Origin of the sequence: Promicromonospora sp. Marseille-Q5078 (genome assembly GCF_050315395.1) — a bacterium.
Lineage (GTDB): Bacteria > Actinomycetota > Actinomycetes > Actinomycetales > Cellulomonadaceae > Isoptericola.
The window spans coordinates 4312468-4328568 of the sequence record NZ_JBNPQG010000001.1 but is presented as its reverse complement, the minus strand read 5'-3'; the positions used below and the strand labels follow the sequence as shown (position 1 = coordinate 4328568).

Below are 16101 nucleotides of genomic sequence, written 5' to 3'. Positions count from 1 at the left end.
ACGGCTCGTTCTCCGGCCAGGGCGGGGCCTAGGCGTGAGTCGGGTGCTCGTGCTCCGGGTGGGTGTCGGGCTCGACCTGGAAGGTGGAGTGCTCCACGGCCACGTCGAAGTGGGTGGCCACGCACTCCTGCAGCTCGTCGAGGATGCGGCCGGCGTGCCCGTCGGTGAAGCAGCCGGACTCCACCACGACGTGGGCGGACAGGATGGGCAGGCCGGTGGCGATCAGCGAGGCGTGCACGTCGTGCACGTCGCGCACGTGCTCGACCCGCAGCAGGTGTGCGCGCACATCGTCGAGGTCGAGCCCGGGCGGGGTGGACTCCAGCAGCACGGAACCGGCGGCCCGCAGCAGGCGCACCGCCCGCGGCAGGATGAGCGCCCCGATGAGGAGGGCGGCGACGGAGTCCGCGCGCTGCCAGCCCGTGGTGGCGATGACGATCGCGGCGACGATGACGCCCACGGACCCGAGGGCGTCGTTGACCACCTCGAGGAACGCGGCCCGCAGGTTGAGGTTCGCGTCCCGGCGCCCGGCGAGCACCGCCATCGACGCGAGGTTGCCCACGAGCCCGACGACGCCGAACACGACGAGCTGGGTGGACGGGATCTCCGGCGGGTCGGCGAGCCGCAGCACGGCCTCCACCAGCACGTACACGCCGACGACGAGCAGCACCGCCGCCTGCGCGAGCGCGGCCAGCACCTCGGCGCGGCGGTATCCCCAGGTGCGCTGCGCCGACGCCGGCCGCAGCGACAGGTGGGCGGCGAACAGGGCGAGCGCCAGCCCGCCCGCGTCGGTGAGCATGTGGGCGGTGTCCACCAGCAGCGCGAGGCTGCCGGTGAGGAGCGCGCCCACGGCCTGCGCCACGAGGATCGCGGCGGTGATGCCGAACGCGACCGCCAGCCGGCCGCGGTGGTCGGCGGCGGCGTGCGCGTGGTCGTGGTCGTGGGTCATGCGGCGTCCGCCGGCTCGGCCGCCGGGTGCTCGCCGCCGGAGGTCGCGCAGGTGCAGTCGGGGCCGCAGCAGTCCGGGTCGACGACGAGCGCGAGGCGCAGCATGTCGCCGAGGGCGTGCGCGAGGTGCGGGTCGGCCAGCCGGTACTCGGTGCGCCGCCCCGCCTGCTCCCCGACGACGAGCCCGCACCCGCGCAGGCACGCGAGCTGGTTGGACATCACCTGCTTGGAGACGCCGAGGGACTCGGCCAGGTCGGACGGGTACGCGGGCGCGTCGCGCAGCGCGAGCAGGATGCGCGTGCGGGTGCCGTCCGACAGGGCGTGCCCGAGCCGCGCGAGCGCGGCCGTGTGCGTGAGCGTCACGGTCTCCATGGGCGCGACGGTACACGAGGCCCTGTACTCATGACAGGGCCGCGTGCGTCCCCGTCAGGCGGGCGGAGCGATGCCGTCGAGCGTGGCGAGCTCCGCGTCGTCGAGCCGCAGGGCCGCCGCCGCGACGTTCTCCTCCAGGTGCGCGACGCTGCCCGTGCCGGGAATGGCGAGCACGTGCGGCCCGCGGTGCAGCGTCCAGGCCAGCCGCACCTGCGCCGGCGTCGCGCCGTGGGCCGCGGAGATCTCCGCGACCTCCGCCTCGCCCGCGTCGTGGCGGGTGCCGCCGGGGATCGCGCCCTCGACGGACGCCCCGACGGAGAAGAACGGCACGAACGCGATGCCGAGCTCGCCGCACCGCTCCAGCAGGCCGTCGTCGGCACGTTCCGTGAGCCCGTACCGGTTCTGCACGCAGACGACGGGCGTGATCGCGAGGGCCTCGTCGAGCTGCTCGGGCAGGACGTTCGAGACGCCGATGTTCCGCACCAGGCCCGCGTCGCGCAGGTCCGCCAGGGCGCCCACGTGCTCGGCGACCGACCCGGGCTCGCGCTCCAGGCCGGCGCCCCAGCGCAGGTTCACGACGTCGAGCTGGTCGAGGCCGAGCTGCCGGATGTTCTCCTCGACGTGGCTGCGGAGCTGGTCGGGGCGGGCGTACGGCTCGAACCGGCCGTCCCGGGACTGGGCCGCGCCGATCTTCGTGGTGATCACCAGGTTGTCGGCGTACGGCTGGAGCGTCGTGCTGATGAGCTCGTTCGCCGAGCGGGTGGGGAAGAAGTAGAACGCCGCGGTGTCGATGTGGTTCACGCCGAGCTCGACGGCGCGCCGCAGCACGGCCGCGGAGGTCTCGCGGGGCTGGGCGACGGGGTTGCCGAACGCGCCGATCAGCCGCATCGCGCCGAAGCCGAGCCGGTTGACCGTGCGGTCGCCGAGCTGCCAGGTGCCGGCCGCGCCGGCGTCGGGGGTGGTGGTCGTGGGGGAGGTGGTCGTCGTCATGCAGCCAGCATCGATCCGCTCGCGCCGGGCCCCACGGCGATGGCAGCTTGTTGCCGATCCTGGCAGGACCTTGCCACCGGGAGCAGAATCGACGGCATGCAGACCGGAGAGCCCGTCACGATCGTGCAGGGTGAAGAGGAGCTCCTCGCCCGCACGCAGCACCTCTTCGCCACGGCGACCGACGTCGCGTGCGCGGCCAACGACCTCTTCACCTGGCAGGCCGCCCACCGGGCCGAGGACGCCGCGAAGCTCTGCCCGGCGCAGGCGCCGGTGGCGCGGGTGCGCAAGGTGTACCGGGCAGGTGTCCTGCTCGACCCGGTCGCGGCGCACCAGCTGGAGACGCTCCGCGACCTGCACGGCGCGCAGGTCCGCATCACGGCCGACGAGATCAACGAGACGATCATCCTCGACCGCCGGCTCGCGATCCTCGCGGGCGACATCCGCACCGGTCGACGGAGCTACAGCGTGATCACCCAGCCGGAGGTGGTGCAGGGCGTCATGTCGCTCTTCGACGCCGCGTGGCGTTCGGCCACCGACCTGGACGTGTACGACGCCCGGATCGCGGAGATCCGTGCGCTCGCGCCGCAGGTGCTCGACCTGCTCGGGCGCGGGACCAAGGACGAGACGGCGGCCCGGCGCCTCGGCCTCGGCGTGCGCACCTACCGCCGCCGCGTCGCCGAGCTGATGGACGCCCTCGGTGCCGAGTCGCGGTTCCAGGCGGGCGTGCGGGCGCGGGAGCTCGGCCTGGTCGGGAGGGTCTAGCGGTGGCCGCCCCGGTACGACAGCCCGAAGCCGGCCTCGAACAGCGGGTGCGCGGTGTCGTCGGGGACGTCGCCGAGCTGGGCCTCGACCTCCGCCATGCTGGACGGGAGCTCGAACGGCAGGCTGCCGCGGGGCTGCGTCCGGCCGAGCACCGTGCGCAGCAGCACGTCGTCACTGACGCCGTAGTTGGCGAGCACCGCGTCGGAGTGCGCCAGCACGTTCCCCAGGACCAGCGGCCGGGAGAGCTGCGGCGACGCGATCGTGGTGGCGCCGGCCTCGTCCGCGGCCACCAGGGCCTGGTAGTCCGCCTCCTGGCCCGTGAAGTCGAGCCCGGTGAGGTCGTCGCCCCCCTTCGGGTCCGACAGGCGCACGACGGCGACGTCGGCGTCCGCCGGGTCGTCGACGACGCGCAGGCCGAGGTCCTCGGCCGCCTCGGGCGCGACGCCGTACAGGTACACGGTGCGCGCGCCGTGCCTGCCGGTCGTCAGCGGCAGGGTGCGGTGCTCGTTCTCCAGCAGGGTGAGCGACCGCGCCTGCACGACGTCGCCGAGGCGCTGGTGCGCGGCGCTGCCGACGGTGCGCACGGCCGCGCGCACGTCGACGTACGGGTCCTCGAAGAGCCCGAGCTCGAACTTCTGCGCCAGCACGCGGGTCGCGGCCTCGTCGACGCGGGCCTCGCCGAGGATGCCGTCGTCCACCGCCTGCACGACGTACTCCGGGTGGTCGTCGCCGCCGACGATGTCCACCCCCGCGTTGATGGCGCTGGCGAACCGCTCGGCCCGCGTGAGGTCCTCGACGCCCCACGACATCCCGGCGCCCCACGGCCCGACGAAGAAGCTCGGCGGGCGGTTGTCCTTGCAGGCCTGCGGGCAGTCGCCCGTGATGCCCCAGTCGCTGGTGATCACGCCGTCGAACCCGTAGTCGTCGCGCAGCAGGCCGAGCATGTCCTCGCTGTGCCCGGCGCCGACCTGCTCCACGACCTTCCCGTCGATCGTGAGGTTCTGCAGGATCGAGTACGTCGGCATGACGCCGGCCGCGCCCGCGTCGAACGCCGCCTCGTACGGGGTGAGGTGCTCGGCGAAGTTCCCGCCCGGGAACGCGGCGAACCGGCCGTAGTAGTAGTGGCTGTCGTAGCCGTTCACCTGGGCGCCGTACCCGGCCCAGTGCTTCACGACGGTGCTCACGCTGTCGCCGTCGAGGCCGTCGTCGCCGCCCTGCAGGCCCTCGACGTACGCGCCGACGTGGCGCTTCGCGAGCTCGCCCGTGGAGCCGAACGTGCCGTTGATGCGCGACCAGCGCGGCTCGGTGGCGATGTCCGCCTGCGGCGACAGCGCCTCGGTGAAGCCGACGGCGCGGTACTCGCTGCGGATGACCTCGCCCATCGCCCGGGTGAGGCCGGTCGAGTCGGCGGCGCCGACGCCGATCGCGTCGGGGAAGGCCGCGAAGTCGCCGCCGGCGACGGTCTGCCCCGCGGTGACGGTGAACCCGCTGCGGGGGTCGGTGCTGATCTTCAGCGGGATGCCGAAGGGCTGCGCCTCGGCGGCCTGCTGCAGGGAGTTGTGCTCGGACGCCAGCGTGCCGGCGTCGGCGCCCAGGCGGGAGATGTAGGTGGTGACGTGCTTGTCGAGCAGGGCGCCGAACGCGGCGCGGTCGTACGTGCCGCTGCCCGAGAGGCTGCCGTGGACGAGCTGGCCCGCCTTCTGCTCCAGGTCGAGGCGGGAGACCAGGTCGGCCGCCCGGTCCTCCGGGTCGAGCCGCCAGTCCTCGTACGGCGTGAGCCGGCCGTCGCCGTCGAGGTCGCGGAAGCGCCGGCCGTCCACCCGGATGATGTCGGCCGAGCGGCTCTCGAGGTGCGGCTGCCGCTGATGGTCGCCGCCGCGGCCGGTCGCGTCGGCGGGGGTCGTGGCGAGCAGACCGGCCGCGACCACCGCGCAGGCGAGGCCCGCGGTGGTGAGGCGCCGGAGGCGCGCTGACGTCGTCGTCATGCGTACTCCTTCGTGGAGCTGGACCCCCGGCGGGCCGGGGGCGGGCCGCGTCGTTGCTGCCCAAAAACCTTCCGATCGGTAGGTCTCTGGAGGGAGCCAACCACCCCCGGCCGCGGACGGCAAGCGTGCCGCGGCCCGTGCTCACCCTGACGACGGCCGGGCCGTGCCAGGATCCCGGTATGCCCACCCTCCTGCCCGTCACGTTCGCGCCGTTCATCGCCCCCGAGCAGCCGGTGCTCGACGTGCCCGCCGCGGGGGCGCGGCTGCGTCCGTGGCGCCTCGACGACGCCCCGTCCGTGCGGGCGGTCTACGCCGACGCCGCGATCCAGCGGTGGCACGTGCGCACCCTCGACTCCGACGACGAGGCCCGCGAGGTCGTCGAGGGCTGGCGCGGCGCCTGGTCGACGGGCGGCGAGTCGAGCTGGGCGGTGGCCGACGCGGCCGACGACGCCGTGCTCCTGGGCCGGATGGTCGTCAAGACGTTCGACCCGCACGGCGTCGGCGTCCTGGCCTACTGGACGGCCCCCGAGGCGCGGGGCCGCGGCGTGGCGCCGGCCGCGGTCGACGTCGCGGCGGCATGGGCGTTCGCCGCCGGCTTCCACCGCCTCGAGCTGGTGCACTCCACCGCCAACACGGCGTCGTGCCGCGTGGCCGAGAAGGCCGGGTTCGCCGCCGAGGGCGTGCTGCGGCAGTCCGTGCGCCACGTCGACGGCTGGCACGACATGCACCTGCACGCGCGGGTCGCGGGCGCCGACGGGTCCGGGCGGGGCTGACCGCCGCGCGGGTGTCGGCGGGTCGTGGAAACATTCCCCCGTGCCCAGCAGCGACGCCGACCGCCTGCGCGACCTCGCGCTGCTGCGACGCGTGCGCGACCGGATGGACCGGGAGTTCGCGCAGCCGCTTGACGTGGAGGCGCTGGCCCGGGGCGTGCACATGTCGGCGGGTCACCTGAGCCGGCAGTTCAAGCAGGCGTTCGGCGAGTCGCCGTACAGCTACCTCATGACCCGGCGCATCGAGCGCGCGATGGCGCTGCTGCGCCGCGGCGACCTGAGCGTCACGGAGGTGTGCTTCGAGGTGGGGTCGTCGTCGCTCGGCACGTTCAGCACCCGCTTCACGGAGCTGGTGGGGATGTCGCCCAGCGAGTACGCCCGCCGGGCCCGGACGGCGGGCGCGGGGGAGCTCCCGTCGTGCGTCGCCAAGCAGGTGACCCGACCGGTCAGGAATCGAGAAGCGCCGGCCGTGGGCGTGCCCCTAGCGTGAATTCCATGAGCGACATCGACATCACCATCCACACCACGTTCCTCCCGCACACCGACCCGGAGGCCTCGCTGGCCTTCTACCGCGACCTGCTGGGCTTCGAACTCGCCATGGACGTGGGCCAGGGCGACATGCGCTGGCTGACGTTCGTCTCGCCGGCCCAGCCCGAGACCCGACTCGTCCTGAACCCGCCCGCCGCCGACCCCGGCATCACCGAGGACGAGCAGCGCACCATCCGCGAGCTGATGGCCAAGGGCAGCTACCAGTCGATCATCCTGGGCACCAAGGACCTCGACGGCGTCTTCGCGAAGCTGCAGGCCGCCGACGCCGAGGTCGTGTCCGAGCCCACCGAGCAGCCGTGGGGCGTGCGCGACTGCGCGTTCCGCGACCCCGCGGGCAACATGGTCCGCATCGACCAGGTCGGGTGAGCGCCATGACCTCCACGCAGACCACGAAGCGCCCGAAGGGCACCCCGGGGCGGCTGTCCCTGTGGATCCAGCGGCAGGCCAACGCGAGCACGGCGAAGAAGGTCCGCCGCAAGGGCGGCCAGATGATGGGCATGGACCTGCTGGTCCTGCACACCGTCGGGCGCCGCACGGGCGAGGCGCGGGAGAACCCGCTCGCCTGGTTCGACGACGGCGAGGGCGGGCGGCTGGTCGTCGCGTCGGGCGGCGGCAGCCGCCACCCCGGCTGGTTCGCGAACCTCGCCGCCCACCCCGAGCGCGTCGCCGTCGAGCTGCACGGCAGCGGCACCATCCCGGTCACGCCCCACGTGCTCGACGACGCGGAGCGGGCCAGGGCGTGGCCGGCCATCGCCGCCGCGGCCCCGACCATCGACAAGCACCAGCGCAAGAGCGACCGGCAGTACCCCGTGGTCCGGCTCGTCCCGGTCGAGGGCTGAGCCCGTGTGTGTCCCGGGGCTCCCGCGCCTCACCAGGCTCACGAGGCGCACCACCGGCGAGAACGGCAGCGAAGGAGTGGTCGTCATGAGGTTCCGGTCCGTCGTCGAGCCCGCCGAAAAGATGAAAGGACTCGAGGTCCCGCCGGAGGTCGTCGAGGCGCTCGGCGGGGGCGCGCGCCCGCCGGTGACGATCACCGTCCACGGCCACACGTGGCGCAGCCGGGTCGCGATCATGCGGGGCCGCCACCTCCTCGGCCTCAGCCGGGCGAACCGGGAGGCCGCGGGCCTCGAGGTCGGCGCGGAGGTGGAGGTCGAGCTGGAGCTCGACACCGAGCCCCGCGAGATCGTCGAGCCGGACGACCTTGCCCGGGCGCTCGACGCCGACCCCGCGGCCCGCGCCGCGTTCGACGCGCTGCCGCCCGGGCGCCGGCGCCGGCACGTGCTCGACGTCGAGGGCGCCAAGCAGCCCGCGACGCGCGCCCGCCGGATCGACAAGGCCCTCGCCGAGCTGCACGCCTGACGTGCTCTCCCGGCGCGACGACCGCTGACAGGATGGGCCCGTGACCAGTTCCGACGAGCTCGAGCAGCACCCCGCCGACACCCCGTTCCACCGTCGCCTCCCGATCGGCGAGAGGCCGGACGGCTCCTGGGTGACCCAGGGCCCGGCCCACGCGTACGAGTCGGTGGTGATGCGGCCGTTGGAGCCCATGCTCGTTCCCGAGAAGCCGCGCGGCGGCGAGCTGGACCCCGAGAGCTGCGGCTCCTGCACGCCCGACGAGCACACCATCTGGCACGACGAGCACTGGCAGGTGCGTGCGGGGTTCGAACCGGGCGGCCTGCCGTTCATCGGTGCCATCTCGCCCCGCGAGCACTGGCTGCTGGAGGACGCGCCGCTGGAGGTGCTTGCCGGGCTCGGACCGCTGATGCAGCGCATCTCCGAGGCCGTCAAGAGCATCCCCGGCGTCGCCCGCTGCCATTTCACCCGCTGGAACGACGGCTCGGCGCACCTCCACCTGTGGGCGTTCGCGCGCCCGGCGGGGATGATGCAGGGCCGGGGCGCGGTCCTGTCGTACTACGACGGCATGCTGCCGGAGATGCCGGTGGAGATGATGGACGAGTTCATCGACATCGTCGCCCGCTCCCTCGCCGCCGGCGGCGGGGAGGCGTTCCCGGAACGCCGGAGACAGCGGCCCCTGGCCTGATCGAGCACCGACCGCACCGCCATCGAAGGAGATTGAGATTCAGGTGACCGCCACGGATTCCCCCCGCACCGCCGCGACGTCGTCGCACGCCGCCGACGCGCACGACGTCATCCGCGTGCAGGGCGCTCGGGAGAACAACCTCCGCGACGTCGACGTCGAGATCCCCAAGCGGCGGCTCACCGTCTTCACCGGGGTGTCCGGTTCGGGCAAGAGCTCGCTGGTGTTCGCGACGATCGCCGCCGAGTCGCGGCGCCTCATCGACGAGACGTACTCGACGTTCGTGCAGGGCTTCATGCCGTCGCTGCCGCGCCCCGACGTGGACGTCCTCGAGGGCATCACCACCGCGATCCTGGTGGACCAGGAGCGGATGGGCGCCAACGTGCGGTCCACCGTCGGCACCGTCACCGACGCGAACGCGATGCTCCGCAACCTGTTCAGCCGGATCGGCGACCCGTACGTGGGCCCGCCGACGGCGTTCTCGTTCAACATCCCGACGTCGACCGCGAGCGGCGTCTTCAGCACCGGCAAGGCCGGGGGCGAGGTCGAGAAGAAGGTCGTGCGCAACCAGGTGTACCTGGGCGGCATGTGCCCCGAGTGCGAGGGCCGCGGCACGGTCTCCGACCTCGACCTGTCCGTCATCGTCGACGAGTCGCTGTCCCTGCGCGACGGCGCGATCCTGGTGCCCGGCTACAAGGCCGACGGCTGGATGGTGCGGGGCTTCTCCGAGTCCGGCTTCGTCGACGGCGACAAGGCCGTGCGCGACTACACGGAGGCCGAGCGCCACGACTTCCTCTACCGGGAGAAGGGCAAGGTCAAGGCGCTCGGGATGAACATGACCTACCAGGGCCTCATCCCCAAGCTGCGCGAGTCGATGTTCAGCAAGGCGCCCGAGTCCCTGCAGCCGCACCTCCGCGCGTTCGTCGAGCGGGCGGCCGTGTTCGTGCCGTGCCCGTCGTGCGACGGCACGCGGCTCAACGAGTCCGCCCGGTCGGCGAAGGTCAACGGCGCCGGCATCGCGGACGTGTGCCGCATGCAGATCACCGACGCCGCCGAGTGGGCGCGGGGTATCGACGACCCGGGCGTCGCGCCGCTCGTCGGCGCGCTGCTGCACCTGTTCGACAAGTTCGTCGAGATCGGGCTGGGCTACCTGTCGCTGGAGCGTCCGGCGGGCACCTTGTCGGGCGGGGAGGCGCAGCGCACCAAGATGATCCGGCACCTCGGGTCCGCGCTCACCGACGTCACGTACGTCTTCGACGAGCCGACCGTCGGCCTCCACCCGCACGACATCGAGCGGATGAACGGCCTGCTCCTGGAGCTGCGGGACAAGGGCAACACGGTGCTCGTCGTCGAGCACAAGCCGGAGGCGATCGCGATCGCCGACCACGTGATCGACCTCGGCCCCGGCGCCGGCACCGACGGTGGCACCATCTGCTTCGAGGGCACGCTGGAGGGGCTGCGCGCGAGCGGCACCCTCACCGGCCGCCACCTGGACGACCGGGTCAGCGTCAAGGAGTCGGTCCGCGAGCCGTCCGGCGCGCTGGAGATCCGCGGCGCGGCGCAGAACAACCTGCGCGACGTCGACGTCGACGTCCCGACCGGCGTCCTGACCGTGGTCACGGGCGTCGCCGGCTCCGGCAAGAGCTCCCTCATCCACGGCAACCTCGCCGGGCGCGAGGGCGTGGTCGTCGTCGACCAGGGCGCGATCAAGGGCTCGCGGCGCTCCAACCCGGCCACGTACACCGGGCTGCTGGAGCCGATCCGCAAGGCGTTCGCCAAGGCGAACGGCGTGAAGCCGGCCCTGTTCAGCGCGAACTCCGAGGGCGCGTGCCCCACCTGCAAGGGCAACGGGCGCATCTACACCGAGCTCGGCTTCATGGAGACGGTCGAGACGCCGTGCGAGGACTGCGGCGGCAAGCGGTTCATGGCGTCGGTGCTGGACTACACGCTCGGCGGCAAGAACATCGCCGACGTGCTCGACCTGTCCGTCGCGCACGCGCACGCGTTCTTCCGCGAGGGCGAGGCGAAGATCCCCGCCGCGCACAAGATCCTCGCCCACCTGGAGGACGTCGGGCTCGGCTACGTGAAGCTCGGCCAGCCCCTCAACACCCTGTCCGGCGGCGAGCGGCAGCGGCTCAAGCTCGCCATGCACATGGGCGAGAAGGGCGGCACGTACATCCTCGACGAGCCCACCACCGGACTGCACCTGGCCGACGTCGCCAACCTGCTCGGCCTCCTCGACCGGCTGGTCGACGCCGGCAAGACCGTGATCGTCATCGAGCACCACCAGGCCGTGATGGCCCACGCCGACTGGATCATCGACCTCGGCCCGGGCGCCGGGCACGACGGCGGCAAGGTGGTCTTCGAGGGCACGCCCGCCGACCTCGTGGCCGCCCGGTCGACCGTCACCGGCGAGCACCTGGCGGACTACGTGGGCGCGTGATGGAGCGCTTCGCGGGCCGGGTCGCGCTCGTGACGGGGGCGGCCCACGGCATCGGCGCCGCCACCGCCCGCCGGCTCTTCGCCGAGGGGGCGACGGTCGTGCTGGCCGACGTCGACACGTCCGCCGCCGGGCGGGCCGCCGAGGCGCTGGGCGGCGGCCGCCGCGCCCTGGCGGTGCCCTGCGACCTGACCGACCCGGCGTCGGTCGAGGCGGCCGTGGCGGAGGCCGTGCGGCGGTTCGACCGCCTCGACGTGCTGGTCAACGTGGCCGGCGGCGCCCGACCGCACCCGGACCTGCTCGACGGGATGACCGACGACGACTGGGCGGGCACGGTCGACCTCAACCTGACCGGCCCGGTGCGCGCTGTCCGCGCGGCGGCGCCGCACCTGTCGCGGCAGGGCGGTGCGATCGTCCTCGTCGGCTCCGTCAACGGCCTCCAGGCCTTCGGCGACGCGGCGTACAGCGCCGCCAAGGCCGGGCTGGGGCTGGTGGCCAAGAACCTGGCGGTGCGGCTCGGGCCGGCCGGCGTGCGGGTGAACGTCGTGGCGCCCGGCACCGTCCGCACCCGGGTCTGGGACACGCAGGGTGGGCCGGACCGGTTCGCGCCGATGTACCCGCTGGGCCGCGTGGGTGAGCCGGAGGACGTGGCTGCTGCCGTCGCGTTCCTGGCGTCCGACGACGCCGCGTGGATCACCGGGGTGACCCTGCCCGTGGAGGGCGGCGTGCTCGCCGGGCCGCTCGCGACGTTCGCCCGGCGCGCGGACGAGACCTGAGGGGGCGCTTCCCGCTCGACCCCGAGGGCGGCGTACGGCCGGCGATACCGTGACGCCATGTGGTTCGAGCGGCCGGGTTCGATCCCCGCGGTGCGTACGGTGTGGTCCGCGACCGTGGAGGAGCCGGGCGAGTACCTCGTGGCGGGCTCGGAGTTCTGGGGCATCTCCTTCATCCGCCGCGCCGACGGGAGCCTCGGCGGTGAGCTCGACGGGCCGAGCATGAGCGCCCGCAGCACGAAGAGCGTCGCGGGAGAGAGCTACTGGGGCGTGGAGCTGGCACCGTTCGTGGTGGTCACGGGCCTCGACAAGCAGCCGGTGCTCGGGGCCACCGTCGACCTGCCGGTGCGCTCCGGGCAGGTCCGGCTCGGGGAGCGGTGGACGACGCTGCCGGCCTTCGACGAGCTCGAGGACTGGGTGGACGAGATGGTGCGCCTCGGCCCGCTGGGCGTGGACGAGGGCGTGCGCGCGGCGCTGGACGGGCACCGGGACGGCGCGTCCCCGCGCACCTGGCAGCGCCGCTACCGGCGCACCGTCGGGCTGACGGCGGGGCAGGTGGAGCAGGTCAGGCGGGCCGAGAGGGCATACGCCCTCCTGCAGACCGGCGTCGCGCCGGCGGAGGCGGCGGCGCGGGCGGGGTTCGCCGACCAGGCGCACCTGACCCGCAGCCTGCGCCTCATCCGCGGGCGGACCCCGGCGGCGGTGCTCGCGGCCGCCGCCCGCCGACGGCCCGACGCCGGGTGACGTTCTCGTTCAAGACCGGGCCCCGGCCCGCGGGGTGTGATGGCGGGGACGAAAGGAGCCACCATGGCCGTCCCCCCAGGATTCTCGACGATCAACCCGTTCATCATCAGCCGCGACGTCGAGAACCTCATCCTCTTCCTCGTCGACGTGTTCGACGGCGTCGAGCATCCCGACGCGCGGACCGTCGACCACGACGGACTGCTGCTGCACGCCGAGCTCCAGATCGGCGGCACCACCGTCATGTTCGGCGAGCGCAAGCCCGGCTGGCCGTTCACCCCGTCCTTGCTGCAGGTCTATGTCGACGACGTGGACGCGGTGCTCAGGCGGGCGCGGGCCGGTGGCGCGGACGTCGTGACGGAGCCGACGGACTTCTTCGGCGAGGTCTTCTCCCGCTTCGTCGACCCCTGGAACAACCTGTGGTGGGTCTACAGCACCCCGCAGGACGACGCCGCAGGCGAGTGGGCGGAGGCCGGCGACGGTGACGAGACCGACGCCGAGTGGGAGCCGACGCCGGAGCTGACCTACATCCGCGACACCCTCGTCGCCACCCTGCCCCGGCTGCAGGACCCGGCCGTCTGAGCCGCGGTCACGTCCCCGCCCTCCGCCTCGTCGGGTGAGCAGGACGCGCGGTGGTCGCGCGACGACGGAGGAGGACGGCATGGCACGCATCCTGGTGACCGGCGGCACGGGGCACCTCGGCCGGCTGGTGGTGCCGCGGCTGATGCGCGCGGGCGCGGAGGTGCGGGTGGTCAGCCGCAGCCCGCACGCGGACGGGGAAGGCGTGCGGTACGTCGTCGCGGACTGGACGACGGGCGAGGGGCTGGCGCAGGCCGTGGGCGACGCGGAGGTGGTCGTGCACCTGGCCGGCGACCAGCTGCACAACGAGGAGACGGCGCAGGCGCTGGTGCGGGCGGTCCGGGACGCCGGGACGGAGCCCCACCTGGTGAACGTCTCGGTGGTGGGGGCGGAGAAGGTGCCGGTGAGGTCCGGCTTCGACCGGCGTGCCCTCGGCTACATGGCGAGCAAGCTGGCCCAGGAGCGGGTGCTGGAGGAGTCGGGGATCCCGTGGACCAACCTGCGTGCCACGCAGTTCCACGAGCTGGTGCTCATCGCCGCCCGCGCCCTCGCGAAGCTGCCCGTGGTGCCCACGCCGTCGGGCTGGCGGGCGCAGCCGATCGCGGGCGACGAGGTCGCGGCCCGGCTCGTGGAGCTCGCGCTCGGCGACCCGCAGGGCCGCGTGCCCGATGTGGCGGGGCCGGAGGTGCTCACGTTCCGCGGGATGGTGCGGGACTACCTCGACGCCGTCGGCTCCCGGCGACCGACGATGCCGGTCCGCGTGCCGGGTGCGGCGTCGCGGGCGTACGCGGCGGGCGGCAACCTCGCGCCCGACCGCGCGGTCGGCAAGCAGACGTGGGGCGAGTTCCTCGCGGAGCACGTCGAGCACCGCTGAGCGGCGGCCGTCGACGTAGCGCTTCCTTCCCGTCCTGCGCAGGGACGAGAAGGAGGCGCTACGTCGACGACCGGTCTGCCGCCTCAGCTGCCGGACAGCCGGAGCGACCGCACGATGCTGGCGAACCGCTCGCGGGAGGCCTCCCCGCGCGGCCCGTAGTACGACAGCACCACCGCGTCGTCGCCCCGGCGGAGCTCCACCGTTCCCAGGAAGCACGGCTGTCCGTTCTCCGTGGTGTCGTCGCCCACCTGGATCGCGACGGCATCCGCGCCCGGGACGTCATCCCGATACCCGGCAGCCGGGACGGTGTCGAGGACGTCGCCGGCCGCGGCCATGACCGTGACCGTCTCCTCGGGCCCGCTCGCCGCCCAGTCGACGCCGTCGGGCGTGGGGCCCTCCGACCAGCTGCCCGGCAGAGCCAGCCGCAGCTCGCCCCCGCCGACCCCGCCGACGGTCGCGGCCCGCCACCCGTCCGGGACGGCCGTCGTCGGGAACTCCGGCAGGTCCTCCGGCCCGGGCACCGTCGTCGCCTCGGCGGAGAAGCCCAGCGTGCCCAGGAGCTGCCGCGTCAGGGCGCGCCCGTCGGCGTCGCCGGGGGCCTCGAGCGTGACGATGTACCCGCGCCCGCCCTCGCGCCGCACGTGCGCGGTGGTGCTGTCGACGCCGTCCTCGGTCCGGGTCTCGACCTGGACCACGTCCGCGCCGTCCAGCGGGAACGTGGACGCCGGGTCGAGCGGCGACGACGCGATGGACTCCGGCCATCCCGCGAAGCCGTCGGACAGCGCCACCGTCAGGGCGGCCGAGCCGTCGGCGCTCGCGGACCGCGACCGCTCTCCGGCGGGGAACGCGTCGGCGACGCTCTCGTCGGTGGCCCAGCCACGCGGCAGGGCGTACTCCAGGCCGGCGAACGCCGTCTCCTCCCAGCCCGCCGGGACGCCCGCTGCGATCCCGTCCAGGGGCTGCAGCTCGGCCTCCCCGTCCGGGTCCGGCAGGGGGGCGGAGTCCTCGTCCGCCGACACGGACGCCACGAGGTCGGCGAACATCTCCTCGCCCTGGTCGGCGTCCACCCAGACCAGGCTCACCTGCACCACGTCGCCGGACTCCAGGTGGACCTGGAGCTTCCCGACGAAGTCCTGCACCATGCTGGGGATGTCCGAGTGGTCCTCGGTGACGTACTCCGCCGACACCGCGCCGGGGATCCGGACGTCGGTCGGTGTGAGGGCGGACCCCGGTGGCACGAGCGGCACGTCCTCACCCGCCGGCTCGACCTGGACGAAGCTCTTTTCTCCCTCGTCCTGGTCGTCCTCCCAGACGCCGTCGGCGCTCGCCTCCAGGCCCGACGGCACCGCGAGCCGCACGCCTCCGACGGCGACGGGGGTCCATCCCTCCGGCACGTCGGGGGAGGCCGGGCTCACGACCCCGTCCGTCACCGTCACCTGCCACACCCCCGCGACCGCGCCCACGGCGGCCAGCGCGCCGACGCCGGTCAGGGCGGCGCGGCGCGCCCGACCGCGCCGCACGGCGCGGCGACCCATCGCCGTGCCGTCGAGCCCGGCGACCGGGCCGACCCGCTCGGCCGCGTGCTGAAGCTCTGCCACGAAGTCGTCCTGGATGGTCATCGGGCCGTCCCCTTCCTCGTCGGTGTCGAGTCGCTCGTGCCGTCCGCTCCCAGCAGCTGGCGCAGCCTCGCCAGGCCGCGGGACCCGCCCGACTTCACCGCGCCCACCGAGATCCCCAGCTCGTCGGCGGTCTGCGCCTCCGAGCAGTCGAGCAGGTAGCGCAGGACGACGACGCGGCGCTGCGCCTCGGGCAGCATCCGCAGCGCCCGGACGAGCTGGTCGCGGTCCACGACCGTGCGTGTCCCGTCGGCCACCGGCGCCGGGCGCAGGTCCGCCGGGTCGGAGAGCACGTCGCGGCTCGTGCGCCGCCACCCGTCGATGCGCGCCGTCGCGATGACGCGCCGTGCGTACGCGAAGGGGTCGCCGGTGCCGACCCGCCCCCACGCGCGATAGGTCCGTTCCAGCGCGAGCTGGACGAGGTCACCCGCACGGTGCTCGTCGCCGCACAGGAGATAGGCGATCCGGGAGAGTGCGGGAGTGCTCGCCGCGGCGAACGCCGTGAAGCGCTCCACCGGTGTCTCGCCCGCCGCCACGACCCGGAACCGCTCGTCGCTCATGTCGCCCAGGAGCACTGGAGCGCCGTCGCTCGTCATGTGTACCGCCCATGTCGTGTCTTCACGGAACATAGACGCGGCCGACGGGCGGAAGGTTGCCTGGCGGGCCG

The 16101-nt window shown here is 74.0% G+C and carries 18 protein-coding genes; 12 read left to right on the top strand and 6 right to left on the bottom strand.

What is annotated here, in order from left to right; genetic code table 11:
* Positions 1–28: 28 nt before the first annotated feature.
* Genes ACQFYA_RS19900 through ACQFYA_RS19890 form a run of 3 tightly spaced genes read right to left on the bottom strand, consistent with a single transcriptional unit; the run spans position 29 to position 2307 of the window.
* Positions 29–946 carry a cation diffusion facilitator family transporter gene (locus tag ACQFYA_RS19900; protein WP_499127044.1) on the bottom strand — a complete coding sequence of 306 codons (918 nt, stop codon included), beginning with the start codon at positions 944–946 and terminating at the stop codon, positions 29–31.
* Positions 943–1317, bottom strand: a complete 375-nt coding sequence (locus ACQFYA_RS19895) for an ArsR/SmtB family transcription factor (protein WP_499127042.1) — start codon at positions 1315–1317, stop codon at positions 943–945. The genes ACQFYA_RS19900 and ACQFYA_RS19895 overlap by 4 nt, the downstream gene beginning before the upstream one ends.
* Positions 1318–1371: 54 nt before the next feature.
* The gene (locus ACQFYA_RS19890; protein ID WP_499127040.1) at positions 1372–2307 is read right to left on the bottom strand and encodes an oxidoreductase; all 936 of its coding nucleotides are present in this window, start codon (positions 2305–2307) and stop codon (positions 1372–1374) included.
* A gap of 96 nt (positions 2308–2403) precedes the next feature.
* Between ACQFYA_RS19890 and ACQFYA_RS19885 the strand changes: the two genes are divergently transcribed.
* On the top strand, positions 2404–3069 hold the full coding sequence (locus ACQFYA_RS19885) for a DNA-binding response regulator (RefSeq protein ID WP_499127038.1): 666 nt from the start codon (positions 2404–2406) through the stop codon (positions 3067–3069).
* Here the strand turns inward: ACQFYA_RS19885 and ACQFYA_RS19880 are convergent.
* On the bottom strand, positions 3066–5054 hold the full coding sequence (locus ACQFYA_RS19880) for a glycoside hydrolase family 3 protein (RefSeq protein WP_499127036.1): 1989 nt from the start codon (positions 5052–5054) through the stop codon (positions 3066–3068). The two genes, ACQFYA_RS19885 and ACQFYA_RS19880, sit on opposite strands and share 4 nt — an antisense overlap.
* A 179-nt stretch (positions 5055–5233) precedes the next feature.
* Between ACQFYA_RS19880 and ACQFYA_RS19875 the strand changes: the two genes are divergently transcribed.
* From ACQFYA_RS19875 to ACQFYA_RS19825, 11 genes are all read left to right on the top strand, one after another.
* Complete coding sequence (locus ACQFYA_RS19875) at positions 5234–5827, top strand: GNAT family N-acetyltransferase (protein WP_499127034.1); 594 nt, start codon at positions 5234–5236, stop codon at positions 5825–5827.
* A 40-nt stretch (positions 5828–5867) separates the two neighbouring features.
* Complete coding sequence (locus tag ACQFYA_RS19870) at positions 5868–6314, top strand: helix-turn-helix transcriptional regulator (RefSeq protein ID WP_499127032.1); 447 nt, start codon at positions 5868–5870, stop codon at positions 6312–6314.
* Between the two features lie 14 nt (positions 6315–6328).
* Positions 6329–6739: a VOC family protein gene (locus tag ACQFYA_RS19865; RefSeq protein ID WP_499127627.1), complete on the top strand. Its 411-nt coding sequence runs from the start codon at positions 6329–6331 to the stop codon at positions 6737–6739.
* Between the two features lie 5 nt (positions 6740–6744).
* A complete protein-coding gene (locus ACQFYA_RS19860) occupies positions 6745–7212 on the top strand; it encodes a nitroreductase family deazaflavin-dependent oxidoreductase (RefSeq protein WP_499127030.1) in 468 nt (155 codons plus the stop codon).
* Between the two features lie 85 nt (positions 7213–7297).
* The gene (locus tag ACQFYA_RS19855) at positions 7298–7732 is read left to right on the top strand and encodes a YdeI/OmpD-associated family protein (protein WP_499127028.1); all 435 of its coding nucleotides are present in this window, start codon (positions 7298–7300) and stop codon (positions 7730–7732) included.
* A 40-nt stretch (positions 7733–7772) separates the two neighbouring features.
* Positions 7773–8414 carry a hypothetical protein gene (locus ACQFYA_RS19850; RefSeq protein ID WP_499127026.1) on the top strand — a complete coding sequence of 214 codons (642 nt, stop codon included), beginning with the start codon at positions 7773–7775 and terminating at the stop codon, positions 8412–8414.
* 43 nt (positions 8415–8457) lie between these two features.
* Positions 8458–10854 (top strand): ATP-binding cassette domain-containing protein, encoded by a 2397-nt coding sequence (locus ACQFYA_RS19845; RefSeq protein ID WP_499127025.1) that lies wholly within the window; start codon positions 8458–8460, stop codon positions 10852–10854.
* Positions 10854–11627, top strand: coding sequence for an SDR family NAD(P)-dependent oxidoreductase (locus tag ACQFYA_RS19840; protein WP_499127625.1), 774 nt, complete (start codon positions 10854–10856; stop codon positions 11625–11627). The genes ACQFYA_RS19845 and ACQFYA_RS19840 overlap by 1 nt, the downstream gene beginning before the upstream one ends.
* Before the next feature lie 57 nt (positions 11628–11684).
* On the top strand, positions 11685–12368 hold the full coding sequence (locus ACQFYA_RS19835; RefSeq protein ID WP_499127023.1) for a helix-turn-helix domain-containing protein: 684 nt from the start codon (positions 11685–11687) through the stop codon (positions 12366–12368).
* A gap of 63 nt (positions 12369–12431) precedes the next feature.
* A complete protein-coding gene (locus ACQFYA_RS19830) occupies positions 12432–12947 on the top strand; it encodes a VOC family protein (protein ID WP_499127022.1) in 516 nt (171 codons plus the stop codon).
* Positions 12948–13026: 79 nt separating this feature from the next.
* The gene (locus ACQFYA_RS19825) at positions 13027–13818 is read left to right on the top strand and encodes an SDR family oxidoreductase (protein ID WP_499127020.1); all 792 of its coding nucleotides are present in this window, start codon (positions 13027–13029) and stop codon (positions 13816–13818) included.
* Between the two features lie 83 nt (positions 13819–13901).
* Here the strand turns inward: ACQFYA_RS19825 and ACQFYA_RS19820 are convergent, their stop codons facing one another.
* Both ACQFYA_RS19820 and ACQFYA_RS19815 read right to left on the bottom strand, forming a co-directional pair.
* On the bottom strand, positions 13902–15437 hold the full coding sequence (locus tag ACQFYA_RS19820) for a hypothetical protein (RefSeq protein ID WP_499127019.1): 1536 nt from the start codon (positions 15435–15437) through the stop codon (positions 13902–13904).
* Complete coding sequence (locus ACQFYA_RS19815; RefSeq protein WP_499127018.1) at positions 15434–16030, bottom strand: SigE family RNA polymerase sigma factor; 597 nt, start codon at positions 16028–16030, stop codon at positions 15434–15436. Before ACQFYA_RS19815 ends, ACQFYA_RS19820 begins: the two co-directional genes overlap by 4 nt.
* Positions 16031–16101 lie beyond the last annotated feature (71 nt).

Excerpts from the sequence above, each read along its gene's own strand:
- ACQFYA_RS19820 (WP_499127019.1), bottom strand. The coding sequence starts at position 15,437 with ATGACCATCCAGGACGACTTCGTGGCAGAGCTTCAGCACGCGGCCGAG.
- ACQFYA_RS19880 (WP_499127036.1), bottom strand. The coding sequence starts at position 5,054 with ATGACGACGACGTCAGCGCGCCTCCGGCGCCTCACCACCGCGGGCCTC.
- ACQFYA_RS19860 (WP_499127030.1), top strand. The coding sequence starts at position 6,745 with ATGACCTCCACGCAGACCACGAAGCGCCCGAAGGGCACCCCGGGGCGG.
- ACQFYA_RS19835 (WP_499127023.1), top strand. The coding sequence starts at position 11,685 with ATGTGGTTCGAGCGGCCGGGTTCGATCCCCGCGGTGCGTACGGTGTGG.
- ACQFYA_RS19825 (WP_499127020.1), top strand. The coding sequence starts at position 13,027 with ATGGCACGCATCCTGGTGACCGGCGGCACGGGGCACCTCGGCCGGCTG.
- ACQFYA_RS19885 (WP_499127038.1), top strand. The coding sequence starts at position 2,404 with ATGCAGACCGGAGAGCCCGTCACGATCGTGCAGGGTGAAGAGGAGCTC.
- ACQFYA_RS19855 (WP_499127028.1), top strand. The coding sequence starts at position 7,298 with ATGAGGTTCCGGTCCGTCGTCGAGCCCGCCGAAAAGATGAAAGGACTC.
- ACQFYA_RS19875 (WP_499127034.1), top strand. The coding sequence starts at position 5,234 with ATGCCCACCCTCCTGCCCGTCACGTTCGCGCCGTTCATCGCCCCCGAG.
- ACQFYA_RS19895 (WP_499127042.1), bottom strand. The coding sequence starts at position 1,317 with ATGGAGACCGTGACGCTCACGCACACGGCCGCGCTCGCGCGGCTCGGG.
- ACQFYA_RS19815 (WP_499127018.1), bottom strand. The coding sequence starts at position 16,030 with ATGACGAGCGACGGCGCTCCAGTGCTCCTGGGCGACATGAGCGACGAG.
- ACQFYA_RS19830 (WP_499127022.1), top strand. The coding sequence starts at position 12,432 with ATGGCCGTCCCCCCAGGATTCTCGACGATCAACCCGTTCATCATCAGC.
- ACQFYA_RS19900 (WP_499127044.1), bottom strand. The coding sequence starts at position 946 with ATGACCCACGACCACGACCACGCGCACGCCGCCGCCGACCACCGCGGC.
- ACQFYA_RS19840 (WP_499127625.1), top strand. The coding sequence starts at position 10,854 with ATGGAGCGCTTCGCGGGCCGGGTCGCGCTCGTGACGGGGGCGGCCCAC.
- ACQFYA_RS19890 (WP_499127040.1), bottom strand. The coding sequence starts at position 2,307 with ATGACGACGACCACCTCCCCCACGACCACCACCCCCGACGCCGGCGCG.